This is a genomic window from Paracoccus sp. NIOT.M2S5SZ12 (genome assembly GCF_057748165.1).
This window is the reverse complement of the sequence record NZ_JBYLFR010000008.1, coordinates 85,023-102,491: the sequence shown is the minus strand read 5'-3', so window position 1 is coordinate 102,491 and position 17,469 is coordinate 85,023. Positions and strand designations below refer to the sequence as shown.

Here is a 17,469-nt window from a genome sequence, read left to right as displayed (position 1 = left end):
TCGTTCAACGAATGACGCTGAAATTGGCTCCGGCGGTAGGGATCGAACCTACGACCAATTGATTAACAGTCAACTGCTCTACCGCTGAGCTACGCCGGAACACGGGGCGGATATAGCAACCTCTATGGGGGGCGTCCAGTGGCCGCGGGCGCTTTTTTGTCATACGGGTGAAAAAATCGTGTCGAGGGACAATTCGCCCGTGAAATCAACGGCTCCGATCTGCCAGAGGGCGATCAGATGCGCCAGGACGTTGCGCGCGGCCGCCGGCAGCAGCGCGGGCGGGACGTCGTAGATCCGCCGGGCGAGGGACGGCGCTGAATCGGACTGCCCGCGCAGCGCCGTCAGGATCTGTGCGGTGCGCATGCGGCGGTGGCGGGCAAGCATCGCCAGATGGGGCAGGGGATCGTCGATCGCCGCGCCATGCGTCGGCAGCAGCCGCGCCGGGGCGAGGCCCGCCAGCCGGTCCAGCGAGCGCATGTAGTCCCCGAGGTCCCCGTCCGGAGGGGAGATCAGCGTCGAGGACCATCCCATCACCAGATCGCCGCAGAAGATCGCGTCGTCCCACCGAAAGCACAGATGGCCCGCCGCATGGCCGGGCATGTGCAACGCCTCGAGGCTCCAGTCCGGGGTCTCGATCCGGTCGCCGTCGCGCAGCAGCCGGTCGGGGGCGAAGGCATGGTCCAGCCCCTCGCCGCCGCCCATCGCGGCGTGGCCGTCGCGCGCAAGCCGCGTCATCACCGCCGACCGCCCGGCCAGGGCGTCGCCGAAGGCCAGCACCGGCGCCCCGGTCAGGCGGGACAGGCGGGTGGCCCCGCCGCTGTGGTCGCGATGGGCATGGGTCACCAGGATATGCCCGATGCGGCCGCCTCCGGCACGGGCCACGGCCTCGATATGGGCGGGATCGTCGGGGCCGGGGTCGATCACGGCGACATGCCGCGTGCCGATCAGATAGGTCGTGGTCCCCGGACCCGTCAGGGCCGAGGGGTTGGGCGCCAGGATCGGCAGCGGGTCTTTCGCGGGCGTGCTCATGGCGCTAGCCTAGCGCGGCAAGAAGGAGGCCGCCATGACCAACGACGCCGATCCGCGGGTGCCGCGCAAGCTGATCCCGCGCGGCCTCTATGCGCGGGCGGCGCTGATCATGTTCCTGCCGGTCGTGGTGGTGACGACGGTGGTCAGCGTGATGTTCCTGCAGCGCCATTTCGAGGGGGTGACGCGGCAGATGACCACCAGCCTGTCGCATGAGCTGGCCTTCGTGGCGCGGCTGGTCGACGGGGCGGCAGATGCCGAGGCCGCGCGGCGGGCGGGCGTGTCGGTCGCCCGGCCGCTGGAACTGGACCTGACGCTGCCGGCACAGCCCGCGCCGCAGGACAGCCGGCTGTTCTACGACTTCTCGGGGCGGGTCGTGACCGAGGTGCTGCGCGATGCGCTGCCGCAGGTGATCTCGGTCGATCTGGCGGGCGACGACCGGCGCGTCGTGGTGGCGCTGGAGGGACGGCAGGGGCCCTATGCGCTCAGCTTCGACCGGCGGCGGGTCAGCGCGTCGAACCCCCATCAGCTGCTGGTGCTGATGGTGTTCACCTCGCTGTTGATGACAGGGATCGCGACGATCTTTTTACGCAACCAGCTGCGCCCGATCCGGCGGCTGGCGGCGGCGGCCGAGGAATACGGCAAGGGCCGGATCGTGCCCTATCGTCCCTCGGGCGCGGTCGAGGTGCGGGTGGCGGGCATGGCCTTTCTGGACATGCGCAACCGGCTGGAGCGGCAGAACGAACAGCGCAAGCTGATGATGTCAGGGATCAGCCACGATCTGCGCACGCCGCTGACCCGGCTGCGCCTTGGGCTGTCGATGCTGGGCCCCGACCTGCCCCCCGAACCCGAGGACATCGCCGCCATGGAGGCCGACATCGCCGAAATGAACCGCATGGTGGACGGATTTCTGGACTATGCCCGCGACGATGCGCAGGACAGCCCGCCCCAGCCCGTGGCCGCGGCCCCCTTCCTGGAGGCGCTGGTCGCGGATGCGCAGCGCGCCGGACAGACCGCCAGCCTGATCCAGTTCGAGGGCGACCCGCAGGGGCTGGCGACCTTCCGGCCGGACATGCTGCGCCGCGCGCTGGAGAACCTGATCGGCAATGCCGTCCGCTATGGCAGCCGGGCCGAGATGGACGCGGCCCTGGGTCCTCGCAGCCTGCGCATCGGCGTCGAGGATGACGGGCCGGGTATTCCCGAGGACAGCCTGGAGACGGTGATGCGGCCCTTCACCCGGCTGGACGGCTCGCGCAGGCGCAACAGCGGGCAGGGGGCGGGGCTGGGCCTCGCCATCGCGGCGGATGTGGCGCGGGCGCATGGCGGGCAGCTGCGCCTGGGGCGCGGGCCGCGGCTGGGCGGGTTGCGCGCCGAGATCGTGATCCCGCGCTGAAGCCATAATAGGCAGCATTCTTGCTGTCATATTGAACGGCGCGGGCCATGGCCCTAGATTGTTCCCATGCAGAGGCCGCGCGTCGCCATGACGGGGCCGCGGCTTCGGGCAGAAAGGACATACCATGACGCAATTCACCACCCCCACCTATCCGGTGCTGCCCCTGCGGGATATCGTCGTTTTCCCGCACATGATCGTGCCCCTGTTCGTCGGCCGCGAGAAGTCGGTTCGCGCGCTTGAGGCGGTCATGGAGACCGACAGTCCGATCCTGCTGGCCGCCCAGAAGGACGCGGCCGTGGACGAGCCGACCGAGGAGGGCATCTTCCGCACCGGCGTCCTGGCCAACGTGCTGCAGCTGCTGAAGCTGCCCGACGGCACCGTCAAGGTGCTGGTCGAGGGGCGCGAGCGGGTCGAGATCACCGAGTTCGTCCCGCACGAGGATCATTTCGCCGCCCAAGCCCGCCCCATGGCCGAGACGCCGGGCGACGAGGCCACGGTGACTGCGCTGGTGCGCACCGTCAGCGAGGAGTTCGAGCGTTACGTCAAGGTCCGCAAGAACATCCCCGACGAGGTCGTCACCGCCGTCTCGGACGCGACCGAGGCCGGCAAGCTGGCCGATCTGGTGGCGGGTCACATGGGGATCGACTTGGACCGCAAGCAGGACCTTCTGGAGACGCTGGAGATCGCCGAGCGTCTGGAGAAGATCTATGGCCTGATGCAGGGCGAGATGTCGGTCCTGCAGGTCGAGAAGAAGATCAAGTCGCGCGTCAAGACCCAGATGGAGAAGACGCAGCGCGAATACTATCTGAATGAGCAGATGAAGGCGATCCAGAAGGAGCTGGGTGACGGCGAGGACGGCCAGAACGAGCTGACGGAACTGGAGCAGAAGATCGCCGCCACCAAGTTCAGCAAGGAGGCCCGCGACAAGGCCGAGGGCGAGCTGAAGAAGCTGAAGTCGATGTCTCCGATGTCGGCCGAGGCGACCGTCAGCCGCAACTATCTGGATTGGCTGCTGTCGCTGCCCTGGGGCGTCAAGTCGCGCACCCGCAAGGATCTGGGCCGCGCCGAGGCGATCCTGGACGCGGACCACTATGGCCTGGACAAGGTCAAGGAGCGGATCGTCGAGTATCTGGCCGTGCAGGCGCGCAGCAGCAAGCTGAAGGGGCCGATCCTGACGCTGGTCGGTCCTCCGGGCGTGGGCAAGACCTCGCTCGGCCGGTCGATCGCCAAGGCGACGGGGCGCGAGTTCATTCGCATCAGCCTGGGCGGCGTGCGCGATGAGTCCGAGATCCGCGGTCATCGCCGGACCTATATCGGCTCCATGCCGGGCAAGATCATCCAGGCGCTGAAGAAGGCCAAGACCACCAACCCGCTGATCTTGCTGGATGAGATCGACAAGATGGGCCAGGATTTCCGGGGCGATCCGGCATCCGCCATGCTGGAGGTGCTGGACCCGGAACAGAACTCGACCTTCGTGGACCACTATCTTGAGGTGGAATACGACCTGTCGAACGTGATGTTCGTGACCACGGCCAACAGCTACAACATGCCGGGCCCGCTTCTGGACCGGATGGAGATCATCGGCCTGTCGGGCTATACCGAGGACGAGAAGCGCGAGATCGCCAAGGGCCACCTGCTGTCCAAGCAGATCGCCGCGAACGGTCTGCGCAAGGGCGAGTTCAGCGTCACCGACGAGGCGCTGACCCACATGATCCGGTATTACACCCGCGAGGCCGGGGTGCGTTCGCTGGAGCGCGAGATCGCCAAGCTGGCCCGCAAGGCCGTGACCGAGATACTGAAGGGCAAGGTCAAGTCGGTCGATGTGACGCCCGAGAAGGTCGAGGAATACCTCGGCGTGCGCCGCCACCGCTATGGCCTGGCCGAGAAGGAGGATCAGGTCGGCGTGGTGACGGGTCTGGCCTGGACCTCGGTCGGGGGTGACCTCTTGCAGATCGAGGCGCTGCGCCTGCCGGGCAAGGGTCGCGTCAAGACCACCGGCAAGCTGGGCGAGGTGATGAAGGAATCGATCGACGCTGCTTCCAGCTTCGTGCGCTCGATCGCGCCGGATATCGGGGTCAGGCCCCCGGAATTCGACAAGCGCGACATCCATGTCCACGTCCCCGAGGGCGCCACGCCCAAGGACGGACCGTCGGCGGGCATCGCCATGGTGACCTCGGTCGTCTCGGTCATGACCGGCATCGCGGTCCGCAAGGACATCGCCATGACCGGCGAGGTGACGCTGCGCGGCAATGTGCTGGCCATCGGCGGGCTCAAGGAGAAGCTGCTGGCGGCGCTGCGCGGCGGCATCAAGACGGTGCTGATCCCGCAGGACAATGAAAAGGATCTGGTTGAGATCCCGGACAATGTCAAAGAGGGCCTGACCATCATCCCGGTCGGCAACGTCCGCGAGGTCCTGCGCCACGCCTTGGTGCGCCAGCCCAAGGCCATCGAATGGGACGAGGCCGCCGAGGAGGCCGCCGAGGCCGCCCGGATCGCTGCGCAGCGCGGCACCGATGGCCCCGGCAGCGCCGTCGCGCACTGATCCTGTCGCGGGCCGGAGACCCTCCGGCCCGCGCAAACCCGTTTGACGTAGCGTCAAACTGCGCTAGGCTTTCCGGATCGCATCTCCCATCGGAGGCTCGGACGATGACAGCGCAGGGCACCGGGGCCGATCTCCCGACGACCACCATCAACGAACCCCATGCGGCGATCGTCGTGCACAAGCGCGACTTCGTCGATCGCGTCGTCGCCACGACCGGTGCGCGACGCGCCGACGCGCGCCCGATCATCGAGGCGACGCTGCTGCAGCTGGGGCAGATCCTGTCGGCGGGGCAGACGCTGGCGGTGCCGCCCCTGGGCCGCGCGCGGATCAACCTGGAGCGGGACGCGCGCGGGGGCGACGTGATCACCCTGCGGCTGCGCCGGCGGCCGCTGCTGGGGGCTGCGCCGGATGAAAACAGCGCAATCGGCCCCTTGCACCCGGGCGAATCTGACGGTAATAGCCTGCCCAACGGGTGATTAGCTCAGTGGTAGAGCGCTTCGTTCACATCGAAGATGTCAGGGGTTCAAATCCCTTATCACCCACCATTCTCCTTCCGGTTTGCAGTTTCGGCCCGACGCGCCTATATCCGCGCCTCGCCCCTCTGCCATGACCGGACCCCCGCATGACCGACCCGATCGCTGACGCCGCGCGCCTTTCCGTCGCGCCGATGATGGACTGGACCGACCGGAACTGCCGGCGGTTCCACCGCATGATGTCGCGAAGGGCGCTGCTCTACACGGAGATGGTGACCGCCCCGGCGGTGATCCATGGCGACCGCGCGCGGCTTTTGGACTTCGATGCGGCCGAACATCCGCTGGCCCTGCAGCTGGGCGGGTCGGACCCGGCCGAGCTGGCGCAGGCCACGCGCATCGCCGCCGCATGGGGCTATGACGAGATCAACCTGAACTGCGGCTGCCCCAGTGACCGGGTGCAGTCGGGGGCGTTCGGCGCGATCCTGATGACCATGCCCGACCGCGTGGCCGCCTGCCTGCGCGCCATGCGCGACGAAAGCCCCGTGCCCGTCACGGTCAAGTGCCGCATCGGCGTGGACGATCAGGATGCCGCGACCGTCCTGCCCGAGTTTCTGGCGATGGTGCGGGATGCGGGCGTCCGGCGCGTCACCATCCATGCCCGCAAGGCTTGGCTGAAGGGCCTCAGCCCCAAGGAGAACCGCGAGATCCCGCCGCTGGACTATCCGCTGGTCCACGCGATGCGGGCAGCGTTCCCCGAGCTGCACCTGTCCATCAACGGCGGCATCGCCACGCTGGATCAGGCGCGGGCGCAGCTGGAGGTGATGGACGGCGCGATGATCGGGCGCGCGGCCTATCACGAACCCTGGAAGATCCTGGGCGAGGCCGACCGTCTTTGGGGCGACGTGCCGCCCTTTGCCGACCCGGCCGATCTGGCGCTGGCCATGCGGCCGCTGATCGTCGCGCATCTGGCCGAAGGTGGGCGGCTTCACCAGTTCACCCGGCACATGCTGGGCCTGTTCCACGGCCTGCACGGGGCCCGCGGCTGGAAGCGCACTCTGTCCGAGGGCGCCTCCAAGGGCGGGATCGAGGTCTATGACGCGGCCTTGGCGCAGGTGACGCAGGCGGCCTAGGCCTTGCGTTCGGCCGCCTTGGCGGCGTCCCACAGGCGATCCATCTCGGCCAGGTCGCTGTCCTCGGGGCGGCGGCCTTGGGCGGCCAATGCGGCTTCCACCGCGCCGAAGCGGCGCGTGAACTTGGCATTGGCGCGGCGGAGGGCCAGTTCCGGGTCGATCTTCAGGTGCCGGGCCAGGTTGGCCATCACGAACAGGAGGTCGCCGAACTCCTCCTCCATGGCCTCGGGACCCAGGCTGTCGCGCGCCTCGACCATCTCGGCCGTCTCCTCGGCGATCTTGACCAGCACCTCGCCGGGACCGGGCCAGTCGAAGCCCACGCGCGCCGCACGGTTCTGCAGCTTGATCGCCCGCGTCAGCGCGGGCAGGCCCAGGGCCACCCCGTCCAGCGTGCCGCGTTCGGCCTTGCCGGCGCGCTCGACCGCCTTGATCGCCTCCCAGTCCCTGACCTGCTGCTCGGCCGACTTGTCGCGGGATTCGTCGCCGAAGACATGCGGATGGCGGAAGATCAGCTTGTCGCTGATGCTGGCCGCGCAATCGGCAAAGTCGAACATCCCGGCCTCGCGCGCGATCTGGGCCTGGAACACCACCTGCAGCAGCAGATCGCCCAGCTCTCCCGGCAACTCGTCCCAAGCCTCGCGCTGGATCGCGTCCTCGACCTCATGGGCCTCCTCGATGGTGTAGGGGGCGATGGTGGCGAAGGTCTGCTCGATGTCCCAGGGGCAGCCCGTCCTGGGGTCGCGCAGGGCGGCCATGATGTCCAGCAGGCGGGCGATCTCGGTCGCGGGGTCGCGGGGGTCGGCCATTGCAATTCCCTTCGTCACGCGGATGATGGCCCCTCGACTGCCACAGCGAAAGGCCCAAGTCCACATGCCCGTCCTGAACCGCATCGCAGGCTTTGCCGATCAGATGACCGAATGGCGCCGCCATCTGCACCAGAACCCCGAACTGGGCTTCGACTGTCATCAGACGGCGGCTTTCGTTGCCGCGCGGCTGCGCGAGTTCGGCGTGGACGAGATCCACGAGGGGATCGGGCGGACCGGCGTGGTGGGCATCATCCACGGCCGGGGCGAGGGCCCGACCATCGGGCTGCGCGCCGACATGGACGCGTTGCCCCTGACCGAGACGACGGGCGCGCCCTGGGCCTCGACCGTGCCGGGGCGGATGCATGCCTGCGGCCATGACGGCCACACGACCATGCTGCTGGGCGCGGCGAAATACCTGGCCGAGACCCGCAACTTCGCGGGTCGCGTCGCGCTGATCTTCCAGCCCGCCGAGGAGGCCGGTGGCGGCGGCGACGCGATGGTGCAGGACGGCATGATGGAGCGCTTCGACATCGCCCGGGTCTTTGCCATGCACAACAATCCGGGCCAGACCGAGGGCAGCTTCCAGACCACGCCCGGCCCGATCATGGCCGCCGTCGACACGTTCGAGATCCATGTCCAGGGTCGCGGCGGGCATGGCGCCATGCCGCATCTGACCGCCGATCCGGTGGTCGCCGCCGTGGCCGTGGTGGGCGCCATCCAGACGATCAGCAGCCGCAACCACTATACCGGCGACGACCTGGCCCTGTCGGTGACGCAGATCCACACCGGCAGCGCCGACAACATCGTCCCCGACACGGCCTATGTCTGCGGCACGGTCCGCACCTTCGCGCCGCATGTGCGCGACATGGTGCGCCGGCGGATGACCCAGATCTGCGACGGGCAGGCGGCGGCCTATGACGTGCAGATCCGCCTGGACTATCAGGAGGGCTATCCCGCCACCGTCAACGACCCCGACCAGACCGGCTTCGCCGTCGCCGTCGCGCGCGAGATCGCGGGCGAGGATCAGGTCCTGCCCGATGCCGGGCGCGAGATGGGGGCCGAGGATTTCAGCTACATGCTGAATGCGCGGCCGGGCTGCTACCTGTTCCTGGGGCAGGGCGACGGGCCGGGGGTGCATCACCCGGCCTACGACTTCAACGACGCGGTGGCCCCGGTGGGCGCCAGCTTCTTCGCCCGCCTGGTCGAACGCGCCCAGCCCGTTCCGGCCTGATGGCGGGCGCCGATCACGGTGACGTTCGCGGCCCCCGGGCCGCGGCGGTCCGGCGCTTTCTTGCCAAGGACCGGCCGCGCCGCTAGGTTGCGCGCCAATCCTGACGCGGCCGCGGCTGCGCTCCCTGACCGAAAGGACGATCGATGTTCGTGACCCCAGCCTATGCCCAGGCCGCCGGAGGCGCTGGTGGCGCCGCCGCCTTCGCGCAGTTCATCCCGCTGATCCTGATCTTCGCGATCATGTACTTCCTGATGATCCGCCCGCAGCAGAAGCGCCTGAAGGCCCATCGGGCGATGGTCGAGGCCGTCAAGAAGGGCGACCGCGTCATCACCCAGGGCGGCATCCTGGGCAAGGTCACCAATGTCGGCGAGGAGGACCTGGAGGTCGAGATCGCGACCGGCGTGCGTGTCCGCGTCGTCCGCAGCACCCTGGCCCAGGTCGTGACCAAGACCGAGCCGGTCGCCGCCAACAGCTGATAAAGGCCCAAGCCAAAATGCTTCAGATCGACCGATGGAAGCGAATCCTGATACTCGGGATCTGCCTTCTGGGCCTGCTCTATGCGCTGCCCAACGCCTTCTACGCCCGTGTCGAGGCGCATAACGATGCCGTGGCCGAGATCGAGGCCACCGGCGTCGAGACGCCCGAACTGGTCGCGGCGCGCGACGGCTGGCCCTCGTGGCTGCCGTCCCATCTGGTCAATCTGGGGCTGGACCTGCGCGGCGGCGCCCATCTTCTGGGCGAGGTGCAGGTCGAGCAGGTCTACAAGTCGCGCATGGACGCGCTGTGGCCCGAACTGCGCCGCGCGCTGAGCGAGGCCCGCGACACCGTGGGCGCCGTGCGTCGCGTCGCCGCACCCGACGGCGTCCTGGCCATCGAGATCGGCAATCCCGACCAGATGGCCGCCGCGACCGAGATCGTGCGCGGATTCTCGACCCCCGTCACCACCCTGACCGGCGCGGGCCAGCAGTCGCTTGCGATCAGCACGCAAGGGGCGACCCTGACCATCCAGCTGTCGGATGCCGAGAAGGCCATCACCGACGACCGCACCATCCAGCAGTCGCTGGAGATCGTGCGCCGCCGCGTAGACGAGGTCGGCACCCGCGAACCCACCATCACCCGCCAGGGCGAGGACCGCATCCTGATCCAGGTGCCCGGCATCGGCTCGGCCGAAGAGCTGAAGGCGCTGATCGGCACCACCGCCCAGCTGACCTTCAACCCGGTCGTCGGCACCACCGCCGACCCGCAGGCCCAGCCCGGCGTCGGCCAGCAGATCGCGCCCTCGATCGACCAGCCGAACCTGTTCTACATCCTGGAGCAGAGCCCGGTCGTCACCGGCGAGGACCTGGTCGACGCCATGCCCGGCACCGACGAGAACGGCCAGCCCTCGGTCAACTTCCGCTTCAACCCCACCGGGGCGCGGGCCTTCGGCTCCTACACCTCGGCCAATATCGGCCAGCCCTTCGCCATCGTGCTGGACAACGAGGTCATCTCGGCCCCGGTCATCCGCTCGGCCATCACCGGCGGCTCGGGGCAGATCTCGGGGTCGATGACCTTCGACGAGGCGAACCAGCTGGCCGTCCTTCTGCGCGCGGGCGCCCTGCCGGCCGAGCTGATCTTCCTCGAGGAACGCACTATCGGCCCGGAACTGGGCCAGGACAGCATCGACGCGGGCCGCATCTCGGCCCTCGTGGCGACGGCGCTGGTCGCGGCCTACCTGATCGCCAGCTATGGGCTGTTCGGAGTGATCGCCTCGGTCGCGGTGACGGTCAACGTCATCCTGATCCTGTCGATCATGGGCATGATGGGCGCCACGCTGACGCTGCCCGGCATCGCGGGGATCGTGCTGACCGTCGGCACCGCGGTCGACGCCAACGTCATCATCTTCGAGCGCATCCGCGAGGAGCTGCGCCGCGGCAAGCGGCCGTTCCGCGCCATCGAGGACGGCTTCCGCGAGGCGATGAGCGCCATCGTGGACGCCAACGTCACCAGCTTCATCGCGGCGGCGGTGATGTTCTTCCTGGGCTCGGGGCCGGTCAAGGGCTTTGCGGTCACGCTGACCATCGGTCTGGTCACCTCGGTCTTCACGGCCATCTTCCTGACCCGACTGCTGATTCTCATCTGGCTGGAATGGCGCAAGCCGGCCCAGCTGGTCCTGTAAGGGGGCGCAATCATGGCTTTCCGTCTGAAACTCGTCCCCGACGTCACGTCCATCGACTTTTTCCGCTGGCAATGGCTGACGGTGGGCATCTCCGCCGTGGCGGTGGTGATCTCGATCCTGGCCACGGTGTTCATGGGGCTGAATTACGGCATCGACTTCCGCGGCGGCACCACCATCCGCACCGAAAGCACGACCGCCTTCGAGATCGGCGAATACCGGCAGGCGCTGGACGGCATGGGCTTCAGCGACGTGTCCATCACCGAGGTCTTCGATCCGTCCTTCGGGGCGGACCGCCATGTCGCCATGGTCCGCATCGGCACTACAGACGAGACCGGCTCGGTCTCGCCCCAGCAACTGAACGAAGTCGAGGCCGCGCTGCAGCAGGTCGATCCCGCGGTCACCTTCGTCTCGGTCGAATCGGTCGGGCCCAAGGTCTCTGACGAGCTGATCCGGACCGCGCTCATCGCCGTGGCGGCGGCGACCCTCGGCATCCTTGCCTATATCTGGCTGCGCTTCGAATGGCAGCTGGCCGTGGGGGCGGTCGTGGCGCTGGTTCACGACGTCCTGCTGACCGTGGGCGTCTTCGCGCTGTTCCAGTTCAAATTCGACCTGACCACCATCGCGGCGCTGCTGACGACCTTGGGCTTTTCGGTCAACGACACGGTCGTGGTCTTCGACCGGCTGCGCGAGAACCTGATCAAGTACAAGTCGATGAGGCTGGTCGACGTGATGAACCTGACCGTGAACGAGACCCTGTCGCGCACCGTGATGACCGCCGTCACAACCGCCATCGCGCTGACCGCGATGCTGGTCCTGGGCGGCGACGTGGTGCGCGGCTTCGTCTTCGCGATGCTGTGGGGCGTCTTCGTGGGCACCTATTCCACGGTCTACATCGCGAAAAGCGTCGTCCTGTGGCTGGGCGTGCGCCGTGACTGGGGCCCGTCCGATCCCAAGGACCCCAAGGCCAAGCGCAAGAACGTCTCGCCCTTCGAGGGGGCGGAGGAGGTCTGATGCCGCAGCTGATCCCCACCGACTTCGCCGGACAGAACGCGGTGGACAGCTATGGTCCCGGCTTCTTCCGCATCGCGGGCCAGGTGATCCGCGGCGCGGTGGTGGTCGAAGCCGGGCGCGTCACGCCCTGGCAGGGGCTGGACGACCGCGCGCCTCTGGCCGATCTGGCCGGGCGCGTGGACGTGCTGTTCCTGGGGCTGGGCCAGGATATCGGTCACGCCCCGCGCGATCTGGTCGCGGCGCTGGACGCCCTGGGCATCCGGGTCGAGGCGATGACCTCGCCCACCGCGGCGCGCACCTACAACGTCACCGTCTCGGAAGGCCGCCGGGTGGCCTGCGCGCTGCTGCCGCTGTGACGCTGCTCCGCGTCCAAGACCTGGCCGTGGCGCGCGGCGGTCTGCGGGTTCTGGAGGGCGTCTCCTTCGATCTGGACAGGGGGCAGGCGCTGATCCTGCGCGGCCCGAACGGGCTGGGCAAGACGACGCTGCTGCGCTGCGTCGCCGGGCTGCAGGCCCCGGTCGCGGGCCGCATCGCGATGCCCGAGGACGCCGCCGCCTATGCCGCCCATGCCGACGGGCTGAAGCCCGCCCTGACCGCGACCGAGAACCTGGCCTTCTGGGCGCGCCTCTTCGGGGGCGGCGATGTGGAGGGGGCGCTGGCCGCGATGGAGCTGACGGCGCTGGCCCGTCGCGCGGCCGGATCGCTCTCGGCGGGGCAGAAGCGGCGCTTGGGGCTGGCGCGGCTGCTGGTCACACGCCGCCCGCTCTGGGTGCTGGACGAACCCACCGTGTCGCTGGACGCGGCCTCGGTCGCGCGCTTCGCCGCGGTGCTGGCCGACCATCTGGGGCAAGGCGGGGCTGCGCTGATCGCCACGCATATCGACCTGGGCCTGCCGCAGGCGCAGGTCCTGGACCTGACCCCCTTTCGCGCGCGCCCCGGCGCCCCCGCCACCCGGCCCGCGGGCTTCAACGAGGCTTTCGCGTGATCGCCCTGCTGATCCGCGACCTGCGGCTGGCCACGCGTGCGGGGGGCGGCTTCGGCCTGGGCGTGGCCTTCTTCCTGATCCTCTCGGCGCTGGTGCCCTTCGGGGTCGGGCCCGACCGCGCCGTGCTGGCGCCCATCGCCCCGGGCATCCTGTGGGTCGGCGCGCTGCTGGCTTGCCTGCTGTCGCTGGACCGCGTCTTTGCGCTGGACCATGAGGATGGCAGCCTGGACCTCCTGGCGACCGCGCCCCTGCCGCTGGAGGGGGCGGTCGCGGTCAAGGCGCTGGCGCATTGGGTCACCACCGGCCTGCCGCTGGTCCTGGCCGCGCCGCTCTTCGGGCTGCTGCTGCACCTGCCGCCGCGGGCCATGCCGGCGCTGGTCCTGTCGCTGGCGGTCGGGACACCCGCCCTGTCGATGCTGGGCGCCTTCGGCGCGGCCATCACGGTCGGGCTGCGGCGGGGCGGGCTCTTGCTGTCGCTCTTGGTGCTGCCGCTCTATGTGCCGACGCTGATCTTCGGGGCCGAGATCACCCGGCGCGGGGCCGAGGGCCTGGCCATCGCCACGCCGCTGGTCTTTCTGGCGGGCATCACGCTGGCGGTCCTGGCGCTGATCCCGCTGGCGGCGGCGGCGGCGCTGCGGGTCAATCTGAGGTGAGGGCGCGCCACGCCCCTTGAAGGCGCGGCGCGAAACGGGGAAACAGGGACCATGTCGATCTGGGAATACGCAAATCCGGCCCGGTTCATGCGCACCACCGAAGGGGTCCTGCCCTGGCTGGTCGGCGGCGCCTCGATCTGCTGCGTGACCGGCCTGGTCTGGGGCTTTCTGACGCCCGACGACTTCCGCCAGGGATCGACGGTCAAGATCGTCTTCCTGCATGTTCCCGCCGCGATGATGGCCATCAACATCTGGGTGATGATGCTGGTCGCCTCGCTGATCTGGATCATCCGCCGCCACCATGTCAGCGCGCTGGCGGCCAAGGCGGCCGCGCCCATCGGGGCGGTGATGACCATGATCGCGCTGGCGACCGGGGCGATCTGGGGACAGCCGATGTGGGGAAGCTGGTGGGAATGGGACCCGCGGCTGACCTCGTTCCTGATCCTGTTCCTGTTCTATGTGGGCTATATCGCGCTGTGGTCGGCGGTCGAGGACCCCGACAGCGCCGCCGACCTGACGGGCGTGCTGTGCCTGGTGGGGTCGGTCTTCGCGCTTCTGTCGCGCTATGCGGTGCTGTTCTGGAACCAGGGCCTGCATCAGGGTGCCAGCCTGTCGGTCCAGTCTGGCGAACGCATGAGCCATGTCTATCGCTATCCCCTGTACCTGGCGATGCTGGGGTTCTTCCTGATGTTCCTGGCGCTGGTCCTGATCCGCACCCGGACCGAGATCCGCCGCCGCCGCCTGGCCGCCCTGCAAGCAAGAGAGATGCGCGCATGATCGACCTTGGACGATATGCCATCCCCGTCCTGTCCGCCTATGCCGTCAGCCTGGTCCTGATCGGCGGGCTGGTCTGGCATACCGTCGCCGCCAATGCCCGTGCGCGGCGCGCGCTGGAGGAGCATGGCCGCGATGGCTAGGATCGCGCCTCTGGTCCTGCTGCCGCCCTTGGCCTTCATCGCGCTGGCGGGGGTGTTCCTCTGGGGCATGGGGCGCGACGATCCGGGCGCCGTGCCGTCCGCCATCGTCGGACGCGAGGCGCCGCCGGTGCCCCCCACGACCCTGCCCGGCAAGACCGCGCTGACCGACGAGATGCTGCGCCAGCCCGGCGTCAAGCTGGTGAACTTCTGGGCCAGCTGGTGCCCGCCCTGCCGGATCGAGCATCCGACCCTGACCGCCCTGTCGCAGGAGATCCCGGTCTATGGCGTCGATCTGCGCGACATCGACGCCAACGCGCTGCGCTTCCTGGAGGAGGATGGCGACCCCTTCGCGGCCATCGCCACTGACCCGCGCGGCCGCACCGCGATCGATTGGGGCGTGACCGCCCCGCCCGAGACCTTCATCCTGGACGGCGAGGGGCGGGTCCTCTACCGCCATGCCGGCCCGCTTGTCGATGCGGATTACGAGAACCGCTTCCGCCCCGAACTGGAGCGCGCTCTGGCCGATCAGTAACCCCGCGCTTGCACCCGCGGGTTGTGCGCCCCATGCTGACCCCATCGACAGGCATGATGGGGGAGTTGCGGATGACACGGACGGGTTTGGCCTTGGCGATCCTCTTGGGAAGCGCGGGCGGGCTTGCGGCGCAGCAGGCGACGGATGCGGTGGCGCCCGAGGGCGCGTCGGCGGCGCAGGGAGCCGCCGCGGATTTCGGCCCGCTGGACGATGCGGCCCGCGCCGCGTTGGAGGCCAAGGCGCAGGGCATCCCGGTCCGCGGGCAGGACTGGATGGTCTCGGCCGCCCATCCCCTGGCCGTGCAGGCGGGCGCGCGCGTCCTGGAACGCGGCGGTAGCGCGGCCGATGCGATGGTCGCCGTGCAGGCGGTGCTGGGCCTGGTCGAGCCGCAGAGCTCGGGCCTGGGCGGCGGCGCCTTCCTGATTTGGTACGATGCCGCGACGGGCGATCTGACCACGCTGGACGGGCGCGAGACGGCCCCCATGGCCGTGACCCCCACGCTGTTCCAGGATGAGGACGGCCAGCCCCTGGAGTTCATGGCGGCGGTGGTCGGCGGCCGGTCGGTCGGCACGCCGGGCACGCCGCGCCTGATGGAGGTCGCGCATCGCAAATGGGGGCGCGCCAACTGGGCGGGGCTCTTTGACGATGCCATCGCCCTGGCCCAGGACGGCTTCACCGTGTCGCCGCGCCTGGCGACGCTGGTCGCGGCCGAGGGCGAGGCGCTGCAGCGCTACCCCGCCACGACCGACTACTTCTTTCCAGGCGGACAGCCCGTGGCGCCGGGCGCGCGGCTGACCAACCCGGCCTATGCCGATACGCTTCGCGTCCTGGCCGGGCAGGGGGCCGATGCCTTCTATCGCGGTCCCATCGCGCAGGAGATCGTGGCCGCAGTGCGCGGGGCTGAGGACAATCCGGGCCTGCTGTCGCCGGAGGATCTGGCCGCCTATCGGGTCATCGAACGCCCGGCGGTCTGCGTGGACTATCGCGACCACGATGTCTGCGGCATGGGGCCGCCGTCGTCGGGCGGGCTGACCGTGGGGCAGATCCTGGGCATGCTGGGCGGATACGAACTGGCCGCGATGGGCGCCGAAAGCCCCGATGCCTGGCGGCTGATCGGGGATGCCTCGCGGCTGGCCTTTGCGGATCGGGGGCGGTTCATGGCCGACAGCGACTTCGTCGCCATGCCGACCGAGGGGCTGATCGACCCGGCCTATCTGGTCGAACGCGGCGCGCTGCTTGCGGGCGACGACAGCCTGCCCGAGGTCGCGCCGGGCCAGCCCGGCTGGAGCCATGCGACGCTGTGGGGGCAGGACAGCGCGCTGGAACTGCCCTCGACGACCCACATCTCGATCGTGGACGGCGACGGGAACGCCCTGTCGATGACCACCACCATCGAGAACGGCTTCGGCTCGCGCGTGATGGCGGGCGGGTTCCTGCTGAACAACGAGCTGACCGATTTCAGCTTCGAGACGCATGATGCCAACGGCTGGCCCATCGCCAATGCCATCGCGCCGGGCAAGCGGCCGCGGTCGTCGATGGCGCCGACCATCGTGATGCGCGACGGCGCGCCCGCCATGGTCATCGGATCGCCGGGCGGCAGCCGGATCATCGGCTATGTCGCCCGCGCCATCGTGGCGCATCTGGACTGGGGCATGGACATCCAGGCGGCGGTCGCGGCTCCGAACCTGGTGAACCGCTTCGGTCCGATGGACGTGGAGGCGGGGCTGCCCGGCGCGCTGACCCGCGGCCTGACCGATCTGGGCTTCGAGCTGAACGAGACCGAGCTGACCTCGGGGCTGCAGGGTATCGTGGTCACGCCCGAGGGGCTGGAGGGCGGCGCCGATCCGCGCCGCGAGGGCATCGCCATCGGCGGCTGACACGCCCTCGCGCCCGGTTGCGGGCATTCGCCGGAGCCCGCGGCTCTTGCGCGGCGGGGCGGCGCGGCCTTTTCTGGTGGCGGGGCGCGCCGCCCCGCCACCGCTGGAACGGAGCGAGACATGCCCTCTGCCCCCCTCTGGCGCGACGGTCCCGACCGATATGGCCGGATCAGCCGTGCGCTGCACTGGATCATGGCGGCCCTTCTGGGGTGGCAGTTCCTCATCGCCGCGGCCGAACGTGTGGCCGAGGATGCGCCCGCGGTCGTCCGGCTGGCCGCGATCGGGCCGGGCCATGCCTGGATCGGCGTCACCGTCCTGGCCCTGCTGGGCCTGCGGCTGATCTGGACGGCGCTGAATCTGAACCGGCGGCCGGGTCATTCGGGGCGGCTCGGGCGCGCGGCGCGGGCCGGTCAGGGGCTGATGTATCTGCTGATGGCGGTTGTGCCGTCGCTGGCCCTGCTGCGGGCCTATGGCAGCGGCCGCGGCTGGCCGCGCGCCGATCCCTGGCTGATCCCCGCCACTGGGACCGAGGTGTCGTGGATGGTGCAGCTGGGCCAGGCCCTGCACGGAGAGCTGGCCTGGCTGTTCTTCGCGCTGATCCTGGGGCATGTCGGCATGGCGATCTGGCACCATCGGGTGCGGCGCGACGGGACGCTGTCGCGGATGCTGGGCCGCCGCTGACGGCGGCCGGTCATGACAAGGGCCCCCGGCGATGCGCCGGGGGCCCTGATCCGC

At 69.5% G+C, this 17,469-nt stretch carries 18 protein-coding genes and 2 tRNA genes; 17 read left to right on the top strand and 3 right to left on the bottom strand.

Annotated features, from left to right (window positions below):
- Positions 1 to 24: 24 nt before the first annotated feature.
- Both AC2SGK_RS09315 and AC2SGK_RS09310 read right to left on the bottom strand, forming a co-directional pair.
- A tRNA-Asn gene (locus AC2SGK_RS09315) sits at positions 25 to 99 on the bottom strand.
- A 60-nt stretch (positions 100 to 159) separates the two neighbouring features.
- Positions 160 to 1,029 (bottom strand): MBL fold metallo-hydrolase, encoded by an 870-nt coding sequence (locus AC2SGK_RS09310; RefSeq protein ID WP_488323293.1) that lies wholly within the window; start codon positions 1,027 to 1,029, stop codon positions 160 to 162.
- A 34-nt stretch (positions 1,030 to 1,063) separates the two neighbouring features.
- On the opposite strand from AC2SGK_RS09310, the gene AC2SGK_RS09305 reads away from it, so the two are divergent.
- The 5 genes from AC2SGK_RS09305 (at position 1,064) to dusA (ending at position 6,564) form a co-directional block, all read left to right on the top strand.
- A complete protein-coding gene (locus AC2SGK_RS09305; protein ID WP_488323292.1) occupies positions 1,064 to 2,419 on the top strand; it encodes an ATP-binding protein in 1,356 nt (451 codons plus the stop codon).
- Positions 2,420 to 2,543: 124 nt separating this feature from the next.
- On the top strand, positions 2,544 to 4,961 hold the full coding sequence (gene lon / locus AC2SGK_RS09300; protein WP_488323291.1) for an endopeptidase La: 2,418 nt from the start codon (positions 2,544 to 2,546) through the stop codon (positions 4,959 to 4,961).
- Between the two features lie 104 nt (positions 4,962 to 5,065).
- Complete coding sequence (locus tag AC2SGK_RS09295) at positions 5,066 to 5,437, top strand: HU family DNA-binding protein (protein ID WP_488323290.1); 372 nt, start codon at positions 5,066 to 5,068, stop codon at positions 5,435 to 5,437.
- Positions 5,432 to 5,506, top strand: a tRNA-Val gene (locus tag AC2SGK_RS09290). The genes AC2SGK_RS09295 and AC2SGK_RS09290 overlap by 6 nt, the downstream gene beginning before the upstream one ends.
- A 77-nt stretch (positions 5,507 to 5,583) precedes the next feature.
- The gene (gene dusA / locus AC2SGK_RS09285; RefSeq protein ID WP_488323289.1) at positions 5,584 to 6,564 is read left to right on the top strand and encodes a tRNA dihydrouridine(20/20a) synthase DusA; all 981 of its coding nucleotides are present in this window, start codon (positions 5,584 to 5,586) and stop codon (positions 6,562 to 6,564) included.
- Here dusA and mazG read toward each other — a convergent pair.
- Positions 6,561 to 7,370 (bottom strand): nucleoside triphosphate pyrophosphohydrolase, encoded by an 810-nt coding sequence (gene mazG / locus AC2SGK_RS09280; RefSeq protein WP_488323288.1) that lies wholly within the window; start codon positions 7,368 to 7,370, stop codon positions 6,561 to 6,563. The two genes, dusA and mazG, sit on opposite strands and share 4 nt — an antisense overlap.
- 64 nt (positions 7,371 to 7,434) lie before the next feature.
- On the opposite strand from mazG, the gene AC2SGK_RS09275 reads away from it, so the two are divergent.
- The 12 genes from AC2SGK_RS09275 (at position 7,435) to AC2SGK_RS09220 (ending at position 17,415) form a co-directional block, all read left to right on the top strand.
- On the top strand, positions 7,435 to 8,601 hold the full coding sequence (locus AC2SGK_RS09275; protein WP_488323287.1) for a M20 aminoacylase family protein: 1,167 nt from the start codon (positions 7,435 to 7,437) through the stop codon (positions 8,599 to 8,601).
- Positions 8,602 to 8,744: 143 nt separating this feature from the next.
- Positions 8,745 to 9,077, top strand: a complete 333-nt coding sequence (gene yajC / locus AC2SGK_RS09270; RefSeq protein WP_411838746.1) for a preprotein translocase subunit YajC — start codon at positions 8,745 to 8,747, stop codon at positions 9,075 to 9,077.
- A gap of 17 nt (positions 9,078 to 9,094) precedes the next feature.
- Positions 9,095 to 10,759 (top strand): protein translocase subunit SecD, encoded by a 1,665-nt coding sequence (secD, locus tag AC2SGK_RS09265; RefSeq protein ID WP_488323286.1) that lies wholly within the window; start codon positions 9,095 to 9,097, stop codon positions 10,757 to 10,759.
- Positions 10,760 to 10,771: 12 nt separating this feature from the next.
- A complete protein-coding gene (gene secF, locus AC2SGK_RS09260; RefSeq protein ID WP_488323285.1) occupies positions 10,772 to 11,770 on the top strand; it encodes a protein translocase subunit SecF in 999 nt (332 codons plus the stop codon).
- Positions 11,770 to 12,126 (top strand): Mth938-like domain-containing protein, encoded by a 357-nt coding sequence (locus AC2SGK_RS09255; protein WP_488323284.1) that lies wholly within the window; start codon positions 11,770 to 11,772, stop codon positions 12,124 to 12,126. Before secF ends, AC2SGK_RS09255 begins: the two co-directional genes overlap by 1 nt.
- Positions 12,123 to 12,755, top strand: coding sequence for a heme ABC exporter ATP-binding protein CcmA (gene ccmA / locus AC2SGK_RS09250; RefSeq protein WP_488323283.1), 633 nt, complete (start codon positions 12,123 to 12,125; stop codon positions 12,753 to 12,755). The genes AC2SGK_RS09255 and ccmA overlap by 4 nt, the downstream gene beginning before the upstream one ends.
- On the top strand, positions 12,752 to 13,408 hold the full coding sequence (ccmB, locus tag AC2SGK_RS09245; RefSeq protein ID WP_488323282.1) for a heme exporter protein CcmB: 657 nt from the start codon (positions 12,752 to 12,754) through the stop codon (positions 13,406 to 13,408). The genes ccmA and ccmB overlap by 4 nt, the downstream gene beginning before the upstream one ends.
- Before the next feature lie 51 nt (positions 13,409 to 13,459).
- On the top strand, positions 13,460 to 14,185 hold the full coding sequence (locus AC2SGK_RS09240) for a heme ABC transporter permease (RefSeq protein ID WP_488323281.1): 726 nt from the start codon (positions 13,460 to 13,462) through the stop codon (positions 14,183 to 14,185).
- On the top strand, positions 14,182 to 14,325 hold the full coding sequence (gene ccmD, locus AC2SGK_RS09235) for a heme exporter protein CcmD (protein ID WP_411838755.1): 144 nt from the start codon (positions 14,182 to 14,184) through the stop codon (positions 14,323 to 14,325). Before AC2SGK_RS09240 ends, ccmD begins: the two co-directional genes overlap by 4 nt.
- Positions 14,318 to 14,857 carry a DsbE family thiol:disulfide interchange protein gene (locus AC2SGK_RS09230; protein WP_488323280.1) on the top strand — a complete coding sequence of 180 codons (540 nt, stop codon included), beginning with the start codon at positions 14,318 to 14,320 and terminating at the stop codon, positions 14,855 to 14,857. The genes ccmD and AC2SGK_RS09230 overlap by 8 nt, the downstream gene beginning before the upstream one ends.
- 71 nt (positions 14,858 to 14,928) lie before the next feature.
- The gene (gene ggt, locus AC2SGK_RS09225; RefSeq protein WP_488323279.1) at positions 14,929 to 16,734 is read left to right on the top strand and encodes a gamma-glutamyltransferase; all 1,806 of its coding nucleotides are present in this window, start codon (positions 14,929 to 14,931) and stop codon (positions 16,732 to 16,734) included.
- 120 nt (positions 16,735 to 16,854) lie between these two features.
- Positions 16,855 to 17,415, top strand: a complete 561-nt coding sequence (locus AC2SGK_RS09220) for a cytochrome b (RefSeq protein ID WP_488323278.1) — start codon at positions 16,855 to 16,857, stop codon at positions 17,413 to 17,415.
- Positions 17,416 to 17,469 lie beyond the last annotated feature (54 nt).